Below are 18,919 nucleotides of genomic sequence, written 5' to 3' on the forward strand. Positions count from 1 at the left end.
AGAAATTTATGATTGAACTAAAAAGAATTCAAAGAGATGAATTAAGACGATTATATGATATAGAATATTCAAGTAAAACACCTAAATGGAAAGAATATGATGCTCCATATTTTGATGATTTTGAATTTAAAACTTATGATGAATTTATTCTATCAAGCGAAATAGAATTCTTTTTGGGAGAAAGAGTAAAAGGAATTTATTTTAACGATATTCTAGTAGGAATAGTTTCAAAATATTGGGAGAGCGAAAAAACTAGATGGCTTGAAATAGGAATTGTAATTTTTGATGAAAATTTTTGGAGTAAAGGAATTGGATCTAAGGCACTTTCATTATGGATAGATGAAATTTTTAATACCGAAGATAATTTAGAACATATCGGTCTAACAACTTGGAGCGGAAATATCGGAATGATGAAATGTAGCTTGAAAATTGGGATGACACTCGAAGGAAGAATTAGAAAAGTTAGATACCATAATAATAAATTTTATGATTCAATGAAGTATGGAATTTTAAAAGATGAATGGAAATCGTTGAAAAATTTATAGTATCCTTAAATTGTGATAATGAATTATTTTATAATTGAATATTTTTTAGGATAATTGTTAATTTAAAATGGTTCAACAACTTTAGTTGTTGAACCATTTTTGTTTATTAATTATAATGTATATACTTACTTTTTACTATCAATTGAAATATTTTATTGTGCGAAGTGAACAATATATATAACATAAGCTATTAGGAGTAACAAGAATATTTTACCAATATATTTTTTATATTTATTCATAATACACCTCACTATTTTTATTTTTTATATAGTCTATAATTTCCAACCCAAGAAATATCTAAAACAAATCCAGAAGGACATTTATCTGCCCAATATTCTACATCTGAAGAAAGTGTTCTAAGGTATTGCGTTGTTAAAAATCCAACCACCGCTTCAGGAGGATAAGATGCCCCAAAAATCAAGGTAACAGCATCTATTGCATTTGCATTAGATGTTAGATGATATGAAAAATTATATCCTTCAGATCTGGAATGAAGAACTCTTCTCATTCCCCACCAATGACTTGTTAAAGTACCAATATTAGGGCTTCTTAGCATTGACCTTGTTTCTAAGAAAGTACCATCTTTAAGAATGAAAATAGTACCGTTTTTAGCTCTTTTATTTAACTCAATAAATCTATTATTTAATAAATCTATTGCATCATCTACATTCTTAGCTTTTAAAAATTTTGAAACTTCAGAAAAATTATTTTTTATATAATTTCTAATTGAATTCAAATCTTTTAATTTAAAAGAGCCATTATTAATTTCTAAGTGATTATCTATAAATTCTATAAAATCACTAGGAAATTGATTCTTATAACTGTCTTCTAGTGTGCTAACTTTGAATTGTTTTATGTCTTCTGCATTTACATGGTTAAAACATAAAAAATTTGTTAAGATAGTCATAACTAATAGCATCGAAAATGCTATGCTTGATGAATTAATTAACTTTTTGTACTTTTCATATAAAGCACCTCCTAACTTTAAATTTAATAAACGTTTTCGTTTATTATAGTTATATGTTATCACATTAATTTTATTTTTGTCAAATTTTTTTGTGAAAATAATATATAAAAATTAAAATAATATTTATTTTTTATATAAATTTACTTTCATAATTTGATATCTTGATTATATTATGTAAATAATAAATTTTTAAAATGTACATTTGTAAATGATAAATTTAAAAAAATAGTTTACTTTTGTTGCGTTTTATGTTATACTTATCAGGTACTGTTGCTATGTTTATGGAAACTCCGACCTTTACATTGCTACGGTGAATTATATTTTAGGAGGTAGTTACAATGATAACTAAAGAAGACAAATTAAGAATTATTGACGAATTTAAAAGAAGCGAAGGAGATACAGGTTCTCCAGAAGTTCAAATTGCATTATTAAGTTTCAGAATTAAATACTTAACTGAACACTTAAAAGAACATAAAAAAGACCATGCTACAAGAAGAGGTTTATTCAAATTAATCGGACAAAGAAAAGGTCTTTTAAAATATCTTAGTAATGTTGATATCGAAAGATACCGTGAATTAACTAGTAAATTACAAATAAGAGGATAATTATTAAAGGGCGATTAATTCGCTCTTTATTTATAGAAAACCATAGGAGGATTAAATGGTTAGAGAATTTATATACAATTTGAGTGGAAGAGAACTTAAAGTTACAATAGGGAAAGTAGCTGAACAAGCAAATGGTTCTTGCTTAGTTCAATGCGGAGAAACTGTTGTTTTAGTAAATGCTTGTGCTTCTAAAGAACCAAGAGAAGGAGTGGATTTCTTTCCATTAAGTTGTGATTTTGAAGAAAAACTTTATTCTGTTGGTAAAATACCAGGTGGATTTATTAAAAGAGAAGGACGTCCAAGTGAAAAATCAATATTGACATCTAGACTTATAGATAGACCGTTACGTCCATTATTTCCAGAAGGATATAGAAATGATGTTCAAGTTATAGCAACAGCATTGTCAGTTGAACAAGATAATCAACCAGATATACTTGCAATGATAGGTTCTTCTATAGCACTTACAATTTCAGATATTCCTTTTAATGGACCTACAGGATCTGTTAATGTTGGATATGTTGATGGTGAATATGTAATCAATCCAACAATTGCTCAAAGAGAAAAATCAAAACTTAATATTACTGTTTCTGGTACAAAAGAAGCAATAATGATGGTTGAAGCAGGGGCTGATATTCTAAGTGAAGAAGAAGTTTTAAATGCTATACTTTTTGCTCATGAAGAAATTAAATCAATTTGTAATTTTATTGAATCAATTAGAGAAGAAGTTGGTAAAGAAAAATCTGAAGTTATATTAAAACAAAGAAATGAAGAATTATTTAACTCAATAATTGAATTCGGTAAGGAACAAATTATTTCTGCTCTTAGAACTCCAAATAAAATGGAAAGAGAAGAAAAGTTAGATAAAATTACAAAAGAAATCTTCGAAAAATTCTTACCTGATTATGAAGATAAAAAGGGAGAAATAAATGCAGCTATTGAATCAGTAATAGTTGATGAAGTGAGAAGATTAATAATTGAAGATGGAATTAGACCTGATGATAGAGAACTTGATGAAGTTAGAAAGATTTCATGTGAAAGAGGATTACTACCAAGAACTCATGGCTCAGGATTATTTACAAGAGGACAAACTCAAGTTTTAACTTTAACTACTTTAGGTGCTCCTGGAGAAGTTCAAGTTTTAGATGGAGTTATTGATGAAGATGATAAGAGATATATGCATCAATATAATTTCCCTCCATTTAGCGTTGGTGATGTAAGGCCGTTAAGAAGTCCAGGAAGACGTGAAATTGGACATGGTGCACTAGCTGAAAGAGCATTAATTCCAGTTCTTCCAAGCGAAGAGGAATTCCCATACACAATGAGATTAGTTTCAGAAGTATTATCTTCAAACGGTTCAAGTTCACAAGCAAGTATTTGTGGTTCTACACTTTCATTATTAGATGCTGGTGTTCCAATTAAAGATTCTGTTGCTGGTATTGCAATGGGACTTATTAAAGATGAAAAAACAAATAAAATTGCTATACTAACAGATATTCAAGGTTTAGAAGATCATTTTGGAGATATGGACTTTAAAGTTGCAGGTACTAAAGATGGTATCACAGCTTTACAAATGGATATAAAAATTGATGGTATTAGTAGAGAGATTTTAGCGACTGCTTTAGAAAAAGCAAAAAAAGCTAGACTTCATATATTATCAATTATGAATGAATGTATTGCAACACCAAATGAAGAAATGTCAAAATATGCACCAAAGATATTTACTATGCAAATTTTACCTGAAAAAATTAGAGAAGTAATTGGACCTGGTGGAAAAGTAATCAATAAAATTATTGATGAAACAGGAGTAAAAATAGATACTTTTGATGATGGACGTATTGCAATAACTGCTGACTCTAAAGAAAATGGAGAAAGAGCTAAAGAAATGATTAACGAAATTGTTAAAGAAGTAGAAGTAGGAGAAATTTACAATGGTGTAATTACTACAATTACTAACTTTGGAGCTTTCGTTGAATTAATAAAAGGAAAAGAAGGCTTACTTCATATTTCAAATATGACACATGAAAGACTTGATAAAGTTGAAAACTTATTTAAAGTTGGAGATGTAGTTGAAGTTAAAGTAATAGAAATTGACAATCAAGGAAAAATTAAATTGTCAAGAAAAGCATTACTTGAAAAACCAAAAAAAGAAGAAAAATAAATAACATTAATAGGTCAATATTCTAATTAAATTAGGATTGACCTTTTTTGTTAATTTTTTATAATAGGAGGAATGGAATATGGGAAAAATAGTTTATAGTGCATTACAGCCATCAGGACAACTAACAATAGGAAATTATTTAGGTTCGATTAAGAATTTTAAGAGCTTAGAAGATCAATATGAATGTTTCTTTAATGTTGCAGATTTACATTCTATTACAGTTCCTCAAGAGCCAAAATTATTAAGAGAAAGAACATTAGATTTAATGGCGATATTTTTAGCTTCAGGATTAAACCCTGAAAGATCTACACTCTTTGTCCAATCACATGTTCCTCAACATGCAGAATTATCTTGGGTATTAAGTTGTATGAGTTATATGGGACAACTTAGTAGAATGACTCAATTTAAAGAAAAATCTCAAAAATCAGAAGAAAATTTAAATGCAGGTTTATTTACTTATCCCGTATTAATGGCTGCTGATATTTTACTATATCAAACAGATTTAGTTCCTGTTGGTATTGATCAAAAGCAACATTTAGAACTTGCAAGAGATTTAGCTGAAAGATTTAACAATAAATATTCTGATACTTTTGTTATTCCAGATGGAATAATTGGGAAAGAGACAGGTAAAATTATGAGTCTTAAAAATCCTGAAAAAAAGATGAGTAAATCTGATGAAGATGTAAATTCATTTATATTACTACTTGATGATGAAGAAACTATAAAGAGAAAAATTAGAAAATCTGTTACAGATAGTTTAGGACATTTTGATTATAATGATGACCAAAAAGGATTAAAAAATTTAATTAATATGTATATTGCTTTTAGTGGACAAACTAGTGATGAGATTGTAGCAAAATATAAAAATGAAAATTATTCAGTATTTAAAGAAGATTTAGGACAACTAATTGCAGATAGTTTGAAACCTATAAGAGAAAAACATAAAGAATTTATTTCTGATAAGGCATATCTTGAAAAAGTTATGAAAGAAGGAGCTGAAAAAGCATCTTATTTTGCAAATAAAACACTTAGAAAAGTTTACAAGAAGGTGGGATTTTTACCAAGATAAAAAAAGACAGAAAATTTTTATTTTCTGTCTTTTTTTTTATTTATAATCTTCAACTATCATTTTTGCAAGTTCATGTGGATTTCCACATCCTGTTGTAATTATTGTATCTTTATCTTTAAAAGTTTCAAATATATAATCTCTTGCTTCTTCAAATGTTTTTAAGTATATTGAATTAACACCATTTTTATTTAATTTTTCAACTAAATCTATAGAATGAATAGTTGGATCAAATTTTTCTCTTGCCGCATAAATTTCAGTAACAATAACTTCATCACAATCATCAAAACATTTTGCAAAATCATTTAATAAAGTTTTTGTTCTTGAATAAGTATGAGGTTGGAAAATACATACAAGTCTTCCTTCTTTATGTTCAGCTATTGAGCTTAAACAACTTTTAATTTCTCTAGGATGATGTCCATAGTCTGTTAGAATAGTAGCTTTTTTATTGTTTCCAATTACTCCATAAACTTCCATTCTTCTGTGTAAATTTTTATACTTAGATATTGCTTCTTTAATATATTCTACGTCAATACCAGTTTCATAAGTAGCTATTATTGCTGCTGCAGCATTATAGATATTATGTCTTCCTATAATATTTAAACAAAAATGATGTTTACCAAATTTTTCGTTTTCAATATCAAAACAAGGATGACCAACTTTATCAAAACTAATATTTGTTATTTTATAAGTAGCATTATCATTATTTATACCAAAAGTAATAGTTTCTCCTTTGATATGTTCTAGGAGAGGTAGGCAGTTTGGATCATCAATATTTATAATTGCTTTTGAATTTTCATCAAGATTTTTCATATAGCCTATGAAAGTATCTACAATATGATCAAGATTTTTGTAAAAATCTAAATGATCTTCATCAATATTTAATATGATTGCCATGCTTGGATAATAATGTAAAATATTTGCTTTGAATTCGCAAGCTTCTGTTACAAGGTAATCTTCATTCCCACATAGTACATTACCATCAATTTCATCTAAATTTCCACCAATTAAAATTGAAGGTTGGAAAGGTGAATTAATTAGTATTTTAGAAATCATACTAGTTGTTGAACTTTTTCCATGAGAACCTGAAATTGCTATAGAATGAGTATAATTTCTCATCAAAGCACCTAAAAATTGTCCTCTTGTTACACAAGGAACACCTATTGATTTTGCTTTAACTAATTCTTCATTATCTGGTAGTATTGCATCTGTATATATAATTAAATCAGGATTTTCAATATTTTCCTTTTTTTGCCCAATAAATATCTTTGCACCATTTTCTTCTAATATTTGAATTTCTTTAGAAGTGTTTCTATCACTACCAGATATATTATAACCTTTTTTTAAAAGTAGTTTTGCGATTCCGCTCATACTTATTCCACCAATACCGATGAAATGTATATTTTTAATACTCTTATCATCAAAATTAAACTTAAACATATTAACTCCATTCAAAATAATATTATTAATGTAATTATATCATAAAAATATTATATATGCCAATTTTTTAAAAAAATCTATTAATCTTACTTTAAAATATTGAATAACATTTCATATAATATAAAATGAGATTTTTCATTATTTTGATTTAGACATTATATATAAAAATATGTTATAATATCTATGTATGTACTTTATAATACATTTTGATAATAAATTATATTATAAATTTGGAGAATAAAATGAAAAAAATACTTTTAATAGATGGGTCAAGTCTTATTTTTAGGGCTTTTTATGCAATAAAAAATTTAACAACAAAAGATGGTGTTTTTGTAAATGGAGTTTATGGATTCTTAAACATGTACTATAAAGCACTAGAGTTAACAAATCCAACACATGTTTTTGTAGCTTTTGATAAAGGTTCAAAAACATTTAGACATACAGAATATTCTGATTATAAGGGAACTCGTGATAAAGCTCCTAATGAAATAACTTATCAATTTGGAATTTTAAAGGATTTGCTCTCTTCTATGAATGTAAATTATTTAGAACTTGATGAATATGAAGCTGATGATATATTAGGAACTATTGCTAAAATGGCTCAAAAAGAAGGTTTTGAAGTAGATATTTTCACAGGAGATAGAGACTATTTACAATTAGTAGATGATAATATTTTTGTGTATTTAACAAAAAAGGGAATAAGTGAAATTAAACTTATGGATAATAATGCTATTTTTGAAGATTTTGGAATTTCTCCTAAGCAATTAATTGAAGTTAAAGCACTTCAAGGGGATAGTTCTGATAATATTCCAGGTGTTAAAGGTGTCGGAGAGAAAACTGCATTAAAGTTGATTCAAGAATATGGAAATCTTGAAAACTTATATGAAAATTTAGGTAATTTAAAAGGAAAATTAAAAGAAAATCTTGAAAATGAAAAGGATAAAGCATATTTAAGTAGATACCTAGGAGAAATATATTTAAATGTTCCTATAGATAAAAATATTGAAGATTTTGAAATCAAAGATGTTAATCTAAATGAATATATTGAAAAATTAGAAAATTTAGAATTTAAAAGCATAATAAATAAGTATTTTAAAGACGTAAAAAAAGATAATTCAAAAAATCTAAATCATATAATAGATTCAGAAGTTATTATTTTTTCAGAAATTTTTGATAAAATAAAGAATGATAAATCAATAGCAGTTAAATTTTTCTCAGATAAAGAATATATCTATAGAGAAAAGTTTTATATAGGAGTTTATTCAGATTACAATAAGAAGTCATATATTTGTAAAGATTTTAATTTGAAAGATTTTGAAAGACTTTGTAATTCAGATATCAAAATAGTAGGATATGATATAAAGGAAGAATTATTTTTCTTATTAAAAAACAATTTTGAAGTTAATAACTATGAAGATGTTATGATTTTAGAATATTTAGTGGATTCTAATAAAGGAAATTATGATATAACTAAAGTTAGTGAAGAGGTGCTTCATTTAGAAATTATAGATCTAAAAGAAATTTTTGGTAAGGGTAAAAATAAAAAGACATTTTTTGATTTGGAAGAAGATATTATAGTGAAATATATTTCACAGTATGTTTTTGCTATATCTGAATTATACAGTATTTTTGTTCAAAAAGTAAAAGAAAATAATTTGTACTCATTATATGAAAATGTTGAAAAACCTCTTGTTAAAATTCTTGCGGATATGGAAAAAACTGGAGTAAGAGTTGATAAGAATAAAATAATGGAATTAAATGAAGAATATTCAAAACTTGCAGATGAGTATGAACAAAGAGTATATGAACTTGCTGGGGAAGTATTCAATTTAAATTCCCCTAAACAATTAGGTGTTGTTTTATTTGATAAAATGAAATTACCAGTAGTGAAAAAGACTAAAACTGGGTATTCAACAGATGTTGAAGTTTTAGAAAAATTATCTGAGGAGCATGAAATAGCTGAATATATATTAAAATATAGATCTTTAAATAAATTAATATCAACTTATTTAGTTGGAATTTTAGATTATATTATGGAAGATGATAGGGTTAGAACATCTTATAAGCAGATGATAACTGCTACAGGAAGACTAAGTTCTGTTGATCCAAATTTACAAAATATTCCAGTAAGAACACAAGAAGGAAAAAATATTAGGAAAGTATTTGTTGCAGATAAAAATAAAGTTTTTATTGATGCTGACTATTCTCAAATAGAACTTAGAGTTTTAGCACATTTATCTAAAGATTTGGTTATGATTGATTCATTTAAAAATAACTTAGATATACATTATAAAACTGCAAGTGAAGTATTTGGAGTTCCTATTGAAGAAGTTACAGATAATCAAAGACGTAGTGCAAAAGCAGTAAATTTTGGAATTGTATATGGTATTAGTGATTATGGTCTTTCTAAAGATTTAAATATTACTAGGAATGAAGCAAGACAATATATTGATGGATATTTAAATACTTATCCAAATATAAAGAATTATATGGAAGAAATAGTTAAAACAGCAAAAAAAGATGGTTATGTAACAACTATATTGGGCAGAAAAAGATATATTCCTGAAATAAACTCAAAGAATTTTAACATTAGAAGTTTTGGTGAAAGGATTGCTTTAAATACTCCAATACAAGGAAGTGCAGCAGATATTATAAAGCTTGCAATGATTAAAGTTTATGAACGATTGAAGGAAGAAAAAGTAAATGCAAAATTAATTTTACAAATTCATGATGAATTAATAATAGAATGTGATGAAAAAGAAAAAGATATTGTTAAGAATATTTTAAAAGAATCAATGGAAAATGTATATAAATTAGATTTACCATTAAAAGTAGATGTTTGTGAAGGGAGGAATTGGTATGAGTCGAAATAAAAAGTATATTATAATTACTGGACAAATTGCTAGTGGTAAAAGTAGTATATCAAAACTTATTAAAGAGAGAAATAAAAATTATTTAGTATTAGATGCAGATGATCAAATAAAAGAATTATATAAAAGAGGGGCTGAACTTTATAAAGTTTTAGTAAATGAATTTGGAGATAGTATTTTAAATGAAAAAGGAAATATTTCTAAAGCTAAACTAAGAAGAACAGTATTTTTAAATGATGAAAATAGAGAAAAATTAAATGAACTAACTCATCCTGTAATTTTAAAAAATATGGTTAGCCTTGCAAAAGAATCTGAAGCGGATGTTGTGTTTTTACAAATTCCTCTATTAAACGAATCAATAAATATACTAAAAAAATTGGTTAATATTGATGAAATATGGAATATTACTGCAAGTGATGAAGTGAGATTCAATAGGCTAATGAGTAGAAAGGGAATGACAGAAGAAATTGCTCATAGAATTATGGAAATTCAATCTGAGTTTGAAAGCGATGATTTTGATATTTTATCTATTGAAAATAATGGAGATTACGAAGAATTAAATAATAAACTAAATTTACTTTTTGATAACAGCTGTATCAAAGAAGAAAAGAAAACTGGATTTTTTGGAAGGTTTAAGAAAAACAAAAAAGAAGAAATTGAGGAACTTAATGAAGAATCTGAAGATACATCTGAAGAAGAAAGTGATGTTAGAAAAGTATCAGAAGATGAAATTATTAATGAAGATATGGTAGAAGAAAATGCTGAGGAATCTTTAGTTGAAAATGAAAACAATTCTGAAAGATTATTACAAACTATTTTTACAAATGAACAAAAAACAGAAAATATTGATCTAAAAGAAATAGAAGAAAAAGATTTAGAAAAAACAAAATTGACAGATTTAAGTCCTTTACGCGAAGATAAAATAGAAAAATTTAAAAATGATATAAATAATTCTGTTGAAGAAACTTTAGATGAAGAAGTTAATGAAGCTAAGGGAAAAAAGAAGAAAAAAATGAAGGTTTGGAAAAAAATATTAATTTCTATTGTAAGTTTTTTAATAATTATTAATGCTCTATTTTTAGGCGCTGTATATTATGGTGGGGTAAATTATCCTGTAAATTATTTAGAAGAAATTCAAAAATATTCAAATGAGTATGGAGTTGATCCTAAAGTGGTTTTAGCTATTATGAGAGTTGAAAGTAATTTTAAAACTGATGCAACAAGTAAAGTAAATGCGAAAGGATTGATGCAAGTTTTACCAGATACTGCTAAGCATGTAGCTAAGTTGTTAAATATTGATGCAAACTCTATGGATTTAAATGACGCTGAAACAAATATTAAAATAGGGACTTATTATATTAAGTATCTAATGCAAAATTTCAGTAATATGGATACAGTTTATGCTGCATATAATGGTGGAATAGGTAATGTAAATACTTGGTTAAAAGATTCAAAATATTCAAGTGATGGAGTTAGTCTATATAATATTCCATCATCAGAAACAAAACATTATGTTAATAAAGTTAATAAAGCATTAAAAGCTTATGAAATTTTATATGGTAAAGAATTCCCTACTAAGAAGACTAAAGGTTTTTCAAAGTTTGTTGAAAATGTTAAAAATACTATAAGATATATTTTGAGTAGTTTTTAAGATTAAATTATTATAAAAACAACGAAATTTAATTTCGTTGTTTTTTTATTGCTAAGTATAACACAATATAAAAAGTTTTTAAAATGTAAAAAAAAATATATTATTGGGTATATTATTATAAAAGGTCAAAGTAGGTCAGGGGGTGTTCTTTTGGCAGGTATTAGTGATATTATAGAAAAATTTCTTAAAGAAATGCTTGAAAATTCAGAAAATGGAATTATTGAGATAGGTAGAAATGAACTTGCAAGCAAATTTTCTTGTGCTCCTTCTCAGATTAATTATGTTTTAACAACCAGATTTTCTTCTACAAATGGTTACTACATAGAAAGCCATCGTGGAGGAAGTGGTTATATTAAAATTTCTACTCTTTCGAATGAGGATGTATTTTTTAATTCTATAATTGAGTATTTAGAAAACAATGAAATAACATTCAATGAAGGAAAAAGAATAATTGATAGAATATTTGAATTAGGTTATATAACAAAGAGAGAAAGACTTATTATTTTACACGCCATTAGTGATAATTCACTTTTTGTTGATAATAAAATAAAAGATAATTTAAGAGCAAATGTATTGCTTAATGTTATGTATTCTTTCGGGAGGAAAAATGAGTAAAAAGATTATTACAATTGGTTATGAAAAAGAAATTCCAGAAGATGAATACAATAATTTATTTAATTCATTAAAAACTACTGATGATATTAATATTTTGAAAGAGTTTAAAGATCAAATTACTAATTCTAATATAAAATGTAAAAAATGCAAAACTTCGGTAAAAGATATTTTATATACAAATATGACAGTATGTCCTTGCTGTTTTGAAACTATATATAAAATTATAGAAAAAGAGAAATTAAAACCATCACTTATATATTCAAATTTTTTAAATAGAATATTAAATAATGATTTTAAAAAATATAAGGGGAAAGTCCCTGAGTATACTAAAGATTTTTATGATAATAGTATTAAAATATCAGACTTAAAAAGAGAACTAGAGTATTGTATAGAGATTGAAGATTTTTTAAAATGTAATGTATTAAAGAATGCAATTGAAGAATTAGAAAAGAAAAATCTTAAACTAAGGAGGGAAATTAATGAGTAGTTTCTTAGGAAAAATTTCTGAAAAGTATGTCTCTCTTTCGAGTCAAGTTGACGTATATAGAAATATTAAAGGATATAAATTTAATTATATGCTTTCATATGAAGATGAAATTAGTCTTTATAATAAAATTTGCTCTTCGTTTTATAAGCTGTATTATAGTGATAGATTTTATTTTGAAAAAATAGATAGTAGAAAAAAAATTCTTAAATATTATAATAAGGGATTATTCTTGGATTCTAATGATATTTTTAGAGAGAATTCATATATAGCATCAAGAGATGATGGATTTGTTTATATGAATATAAATATTAAAGAGCATTTACGACTAACTGGAAAACTACCAGGCGTTAATTATTTTAGATGTGGACATTTTGCATATGGACTTGAGGCTGATTTGGATGAAAAAATAAAATTTTCATTTAATACTAATTTTGGCTATATTTTTGAAGATTTGAATTTAGTAGGGAATGGTTTAAAAATGACGGGAGTTTTGCATATACCTTCATTAAGGTATTATAAAACTACTGATTTTTTAGAAAAAAAACTGGCCAGTTTAGGTATTAAAATTTATTCTCTATTAAGTATTGGATTATGTGAAGATTTTTATATAGTTGAATTTTGTAATGAAAATTCTGAAGAATTTTCAGCTATTCGAAAAATGGATAAGTATATAACAGAAATAGTAAATTTAGAAATAGATAATCGTAGAAAATTATTAGGTATAAAAACTGATTATTTTAGAGAGAAATTTGAAAAATATAGAAGTATATTAATGAATAGAGAAAATGTAACTCCATATATAGTTACAAAATATATTTCTCTTTGTATTTTGTTACAAAGTTTAGAACTTATAGTGGAGCATGATTTAAAACTTCTATACGAAAGTCTTATGACAGTTAGAAGTTCTGTCTATTTAAATGAAGAAGAACAAAATGAAGAACTTTTAAAAGTGATTTTAAAATTGATATAGGTAGGTGATTTTATGTATGAAAATGTAATAAGAAGTATTGATGAATTCATCAGATATGCAGTAAATGAAGCTTTTTATTTAAAGGACGATTATATCGGTACTGAGCATATTCTACTTGCGTTTTTAAAAATAAATAGTAGAGAGACGGAAAGTCTTATTTCTGCTGGAGCAAATTATAATTATTTAAAAAGCTATATATTGGAAAAAAGGGGAGTAGGTAATTTTTCTAATGTTGCTAGCAAATTATCAAAAAATGCAAAAAAAGTGGTAGATAACGCAGTAAATATTGCAATGGAATCAGATAATGTTCAAGTTTTACCTTGTCATCTTTTGATTTCTTTAATGGAGTTAAAATCATCTCTTGCATACAAAATGTTAATTGATTCTAATATAAGTCCTGAAAGTATTTCTATAGATATTAAAGAAAAAATAAATTTTGTGAATACTTCAAATGTTTCTACAGAAATAACAACAGAAACTTTAGAAAAATATACTGTTAATCTTAACGAAAGAGCGAAAAGTGGAAAGATTGATCAAGTGATAGGTAGAGACAAGGAGATAGATAGAATTTTACAAATTTTATTAAGAAGAACAAAAAATAATCCTATCCTTATTGGTGAAGCAGGAGTTGGAAAAACTGCAATTGTAGAGGGACTTGCTCTTAGAATTGTTGAATCTAAAGTTCCTGAATTTTTAGAAAATAAAATAGTATATAGTTTAGATTTACCAGCTATGCTTGCTGGAAGTAAGTATAGAGGCGATTTTGAAAAAAGAGTTAAAGATACTTTAAATGAAATTATAAAAAATAAAAATGTTATTATATTCATTGATGAATTCCATAATATTGTTGGTACTGGTGGAAGTGAAGGATCTATTGACGCTGCTAATATATTAAAACCATTTTTAGCAAGAGGAGAAATTCAACTTATTGGTGCGACTACAATAGACGAATATAGAAAACATATTGAAAAAGATTCAGCTCTTGAAAGAAGGTTACAACCAATTGAGGTCCTAGAACCAACAGTTAGTCAGACGATGAATATCTTGTATGGTCTTAAAGATAAGTATGAAAATCACCATGGAATAGTTATAACAGATGAAGCTATCAAAGCTGCGGCAGAATTATCTCATAGATATTTAACAGATCGATTTTTACCGGACAAAGCTATTGATTTAATAGATGAGGCTGGTTCTATGTTAAGAATTAAATCATATTTAAATACTGATGATATTTCATTACTAAAAGAAGAAAATGAAGAGTTGAAAAAATATATAAAAGAATATGTTGGAAGTCAAGAATTCTTAAAAGCACAAGAATGTAAAAATAAATATGAAGAAAATTTAGAAGAAATAAAAAAACTAAAAGAAATTAAGAAAGATAAGAAAAATAATGAAAATTTAATTTTAAAATATGATGATATTGCAAAAATTATTTCGGATTGGAGTAAAATCCCTGTTAATAGACTAACTGCTAAAGAGAGCCAAAAGTATTTGTCATTATCAGATAATTTAAAAAATATTGTTGTAGGACAAGGAACAGCTATTGATAGGGTAACGAGTGCCATAAAAAGATCTAGAGCAGGTGTTTCATTAGGTAGCAAACCTATTGGAAGTTTTATTTTTGTTGGAGCAACTGGAGTTGGTAAAACATATTTAGCAAAATCTTTAGCAAATATTTTATTCGAATCTGAAGACAATATGATTAGAATAGATATGAGTGAGTATATGGAAAAACATACAGTATCAAAATTAGTAGGTTCTCCACCAGGATATGTTGGATATGGAGAAGGTGGATATTTAACTGAAGCTGTCAGAAGAAAACCATATAGTGTTGTATTATTTGATGAAATCGAAAAAGCTCATCCTGATGTATTTAATATGTTATTACAAATTCTTGATGATGGAAGACTTACAGATTCCCAAGGAAAAACTGTGAACTTTAAAAATACTGTTATTATAATGACATCTAATGTTGGAGCTTCAGCAATTGAAAAGACAAATTCGTTAGGTTTTTCAGCTAAGAAAAATGAAGAAGAAAAAGAATATGATAGAATGAAAGAAATTGTAAATTCTGAATTAAAAATTATGTTTAAGCCTGAATTTTTAAATAGAGTTGATGATATTATTGTATTTTCAAAATTAGATGAAAAAGATATACTAAAAATTACAGAATTATTACTTGAAAAGTTAAAGAAAAGATTAAAAAATATGGGTCTAAACATTGGATATAGCAATAAAATTGTAAAAAAATTGTCTGACATGGGATTTGATAAAGCTTATGGAGCTAGACCGCTTGAAAGAATTATCAAGTCTGAGCTTGAAAATAAAATTGCAGATGAAATTTTAAAACATCAGATTCGTAGTGATGAAAAACTATTTTTAGATGTAAAAAAAGGAAATATAGTACTCGAAAAGGTAAAAGTTAAAACAAAATAAAATATTTTAAAATATTTTTAAATAGAAGGTGTTTTTTTAAACATCTTCTATTTTTAAAATTATAAAATTATACTTGAAATAAATTTTCAAATTTAGTATAATATATTTAATAAAGGGGAGTAGCTAATTTTGTTTAGTCGTCAGTACGGTTTATCCCGGCTAAACACCTAACTATTTCAATAGGAAGCAAGACCTTTGTTTAATTTTATTAAACAAGGTTTTTTTTATGCAAAAAACCTTAACTAAAGGAGGAAATTTATGTTTTGGTACAACAAAAGTGTTGATGAATGTATCAATGAACTTGGAAGTGATGTAAAAAATGGACTTTCAAGCGAAAAAGCAAAAGAGATTTTAGAAAAAAATGGAAGAAATGAATTGAAACAAAAAAATAAAAAATCACTTCTTTCAAAAATTATTGACCAATTTAAAGATCCAATGATTTTAATATTAATTGGTGCTTGTATAATGTCTGCTGTTGTAGGTGAAATAACAGATGCATTTATAATTATTGCAATTGTAGTTGTAAATGCGATTCTTTCACTTAATCAAGAGGGAAAAGCAGAAAAAGCAATTGAAGCTTTACAAAAAATGGCAAGTCCAATGGCTAAAGTTTATAGAAATGGAAAATTAATTCATATTCCATCTCCAGAACTTGTTGTTGGTGATATTGTTGAACTTGAAACTGGAGACATTATACCAGCAGATTTAAGATTGATAGAAAGTTTTATTTTAAAAATTGATGAATCTTCATTAACAGGAGAATCTGTACCAGTAGAAAAATTTGCTGATAAAATATATGATGGAGACATTGAAATTGGTGATAGAGAAAATATGGCTTATTCATCAACTATTATCGCATATGGTAGAGGTCTTGGAGTAGTAGTCTCAACTGGTGAAAATACTGAAATTGGTAAGATTGCAACAACACTTGATTCCTTTGAAGATGAAGATACACCACTTCAAAGAAAACTTGCAGGTTTATCAAAATCATTAGGACTAATAACGGTGGGAGTTTGTATTGTTGTATTTATTGTAGGACTTTTATATAAACAACAATTTTTACTAATGCTTTTAACTGCAATATCTCTTGCTGTTGCTGCTGTACCTGAAGGTTTACCAGCTATAGTTACAATAGTACTATCTCTTGGTATGACAAAAATGGTTAAAAAGAATGCGATTGTAAAGAAACTATTAGCTGTTGAAACATTAGGAACAACTACAGTAATTTGTTCAGATAAAACAGGAACACTTACTCAAAATGAAATGACAGTAAAAAAAGTTTATGTTAATAATTTAGTTTATGATGTAGAAGGAACAGGCTATGAACCTGTTGGTGAAGTATCGTTAAATGGAGAAAATGTTAATGCTAAAGAAATAGACAATTTTATTTCGATTTCAACTATTTCAACATTAGTTAATGATGCAAAACTTATTAAAGATGAAAATAACTATAGAATAACTGGGGATCCTACTGAAGGTGCGTTACTTACACTTTCTGAAAAAGTTGGTATTTTTAAAGATGAATTAAATAAAAATCATAAAAGGATTGCTGAAATACCTTTCGATTCAACTAGAAAGATGATGACAACATTTAATGAGAATATTTTTTCATCAAATGTTATTTCTGCTACAAAAGGTGCACCAGACATAGTAATAGATAATTGTAAATATATTTTAATAAATGGAAAAGAAGAAGAATTTACTAATGAATTAAAAGAAAAAGTGCTTTTACAAAATAGTGAATTTGCTAAACAAGCTCTTCGTGTATTGGCATTTGCATATAGAAAATTTGATTCTTTACCAGATGATAAAACTTCAGAAAACATTGAAAGAGATATGATTTTTGTTGGATTAATGGGAATGATTGATCCAGCTAGACCGGAAGCAAAAGAAGCAATTAAAGAATGTAAAAAAGCTGGTATTATTCCAATAATGATTACAGGGGATTATCTTGAAACTGCAGTTGCAATTGCTAAAGATTTAGGAATATTAGATGAAAATTCAAAAGCTATAATGGGTCGTGAGCTTAATAAGATGACTGAAGAAGAAATCTGTGAAGTAGTAAAAACTACAAGAGTATTTGCAAGAGTAAGTCCTGAGAATAAGGTACAAATTGTTAGCGCATTAAAGAAAAATGGCCATATAGCTGCTATGACAGGTGATGGAGTAAATGATGCACCAGCAATTAAAAGAGCAGATATTGGTGTTTCAATGGGAATTACTGGTACTGATGTTGCGAAAAATACTTCAGATGTAATCTTGACTGATGATAATTTTGCTACAATTGTTTCAGCAGTACATGAAGGACGTATTATATATTCAAATATTAAAAAGTTCGTATCATTCTTGTTATCTTGTAATGTTGGGGAAATATTAATAGTACTAATTTCTATTTTATTAAATATTCCAGTACCATTTATACCAATTCAACTACTTTGGTTAAACTTAGTTACGGATAGTTTTCCAGCTCTAGCACTTGGGGTTGAAAAAGGTGATGAAGATATTATGGAAGTTCCACCAAGAAATCCTAACGAACCAATTTTAGATAAAGAAATGATTTATAGTATTGTTTCTCAATCTATAGCTATTACAGCAGCTACACTAGGAGCATATTTCTATGGAATGCATCATTATCCTAATCATATCGAAGGTGCAAGAACAGTTGCATTCTTTACACTAATTACTGCTGAACTTTTAAGAAGTTATTCAGTTAGAAGTAGTAGATTTACTTTATTTCATATTGGTGTGTTTTCAAATAAAACATTAGTATATGGAACGGCCCTATCATTTGTAATGATGCTAATAGTTGTTTATGTACCTTTCCTACAACCATATTTTGATACAGTAACTTTAGGAATAAAAGAATTATCAGTAGCAATACCACTTGCTTTCATTCCATTTATAGTAGCTGAAGTATCAAAAATTATAAAAAAGAAGTAAAAAAATAGATAATATTAAGTCGAATTATATGTATAGATAATTCGACTTTTTTATTTCAAATATTAAAAATTGTATTTATAATTTTAAGTATAAAACGTTGATTATTATAAATAATATATAAAAGATTTAAAATTAATTGCGTTATATATTATTTATAAGGGTATTTAAT

13 protein-coding genes are annotated in these 18,919 nt (G+C 26.4%); 11 read left to right on the plus strand and 2 right to left on the minus strand.

Translation table 11 applies throughout. The annotated features are described in order from the left end of the window. The first annotated feature begins 8 nt into the window (after nt 1–8). Nucleotides 9–545 carry a GNAT family N-acetyltransferase gene (locus ACLGL0_RS00535; protein WP_411013234.1) on the plus strand — a complete coding sequence of 179 codons (537 nt, stop codon included), beginning with the start codon at nt 9–11 and terminating at the stop codon, nt 543–545. Between the two features lie 256 nt (nt 546–801). Here the strand turns inward: ACLGL0_RS00535 and ACLGL0_RS00540 are convergent, their stop codons facing one another. Beyond that, a complete protein-coding gene (locus tag ACLGL0_RS00540; RefSeq protein WP_411013235.1) occupies nt 802–1,464 on the minus strand; it encodes a hypothetical protein in 663 nt (220 codons plus the stop codon). A gap of 386 nt (nt 1,465–1,850) precedes the next feature. Here ACLGL0_RS00540 and rpsO point away from each other — a divergent pair, with 386 nt between their 5' ends. The 3 genes from rpsO (at nt 1,851) to trpS (ending at nt 5,344) form a co-directional block, all read left to right on the plus strand. Continuing rightward, nucleotides 1,851–2,117 (plus strand): 30S ribosomal protein S15, encoded by a 267-nt coding sequence (gene rpsO / locus ACLGL0_RS00545; RefSeq protein WP_004833566.1) that lies wholly within the window; start codon nt 1,851–1,853, stop codon nt 2,115–2,117. Nucleotides 2,118–2,172: 55 nt separating this feature from the next. Then, nucleotides 2,173–4,275, plus strand: a complete 2,103-nt coding sequence (locus tag ACLGL0_RS00550) for a polyribonucleotide nucleotidyltransferase (protein WP_411013236.1) — start codon at nt 2,173–2,175, stop codon at nt 4,273–4,275. 79 nt (nt 4,276–4,354) lie between these two features. Then, complete coding sequence (gene trpS / locus ACLGL0_RS00555; RefSeq protein WP_411013237.1) at nt 4,355–5,344, plus strand: tryptophan--tRNA ligase; 990 nt, start codon at nt 4,355–4,357, stop codon at nt 5,342–5,344. 36 nt (nt 5,345–5,380) lie between these two features. On the opposite strand, the gene murC is transcribed toward trpS, so the two are convergent. Then, nucleotides 5,381–6,781: a UDP-N-acetylmuramate--L-alanine ligase gene (gene murC, locus ACLGL0_RS00560; protein WP_314557483.1), complete on the minus strand. Its 1,401-nt coding sequence runs from the start codon at nt 6,779–6,781 to the stop codon at nt 5,381–5,383. Between the two features lie 242 nt (nt 6,782–7,023). Between murC and polA the strand changes: the two genes are divergently transcribed. The 7 genes from polA to ACLGL0_RS00595 all read left to right on the plus strand — a co-directional run bounded on the left by polA (nt 7,024) and on the right by ACLGL0_RS00595 (nt 18,750). Next, nucleotides 7,024–9,654: a DNA polymerase I gene (gene polA / locus ACLGL0_RS00565; RefSeq protein ID WP_411013238.1), complete on the plus strand. Its 2,631-nt coding sequence runs from the start codon at nt 7,024–7,026 to the stop codon at nt 9,652–9,654. Further along, nucleotides 9,641–11,302, plus strand: a complete 1,662-nt coding sequence (gene coaE / locus ACLGL0_RS00570; protein ID WP_411013239.1) for a dephospho-CoA kinase — start codon at nt 9,641–9,643, stop codon at nt 11,300–11,302. Before polA ends, coaE begins: the two co-directional genes overlap by 14 nt. A gap of 150 nt (nt 11,303–11,452) precedes the next feature. Next, nucleotides 11,453–11,917: a CtsR family transcriptional regulator gene (locus ACLGL0_RS00575; RefSeq protein ID WP_411013240.1), complete on the plus strand. Its 465-nt coding sequence runs from the start codon at nt 11,453–11,455 to the stop codon at nt 11,915–11,917. After that, nucleotides 11,910–12,404 (plus strand): hypothetical protein, encoded by a 495-nt coding sequence (locus tag ACLGL0_RS00580; protein WP_411013241.1) that lies wholly within the window; start codon nt 11,910–11,912, stop codon nt 12,402–12,404. The genes ACLGL0_RS00575 and ACLGL0_RS00580 overlap by 8 nt, the downstream gene beginning before the upstream one ends. Next, nucleotides 12,397–13,374, plus strand: a complete 978-nt coding sequence (locus ACLGL0_RS00585; RefSeq protein ID WP_411013242.1) for an ATP--guanido phosphotransferase — start codon at nt 12,397–12,399, stop codon at nt 13,372–13,374. Before ACLGL0_RS00580 ends, ACLGL0_RS00585 begins: the two co-directional genes overlap by 8 nt. A 12-nt stretch (nt 13,375–13,386) precedes the next feature. Next, on the plus strand, nt 13,387–15,810 hold the full coding sequence (locus tag ACLGL0_RS00590; RefSeq protein ID WP_411013243.1) for an ATP-dependent Clp protease ATP-binding subunit: 2,424 nt from the start codon (nt 13,387–13,389) through the stop codon (nt 15,808–15,810). Between the two features lie 258 nt (nt 15,811–16,068). After that, a complete protein-coding gene (locus ACLGL0_RS00595; protein WP_411013244.1) occupies nt 16,069–18,750 on the plus strand; it encodes a calcium-translocating P-type ATPase, SERCA-type in 2,682 nt (893 codons plus the stop codon). Nucleotides 18,751–18,919: the final 169 nt, after the last annotated feature.

This window comes from Parvimonas pharyngis, from assembly GCF_046569675.1.
In the GTDB taxonomy this organism is placed as follows: Bacteria; Bacillota; Clostridia; order Tissierellales; family Peptoniphilaceae; genus Parvimonas.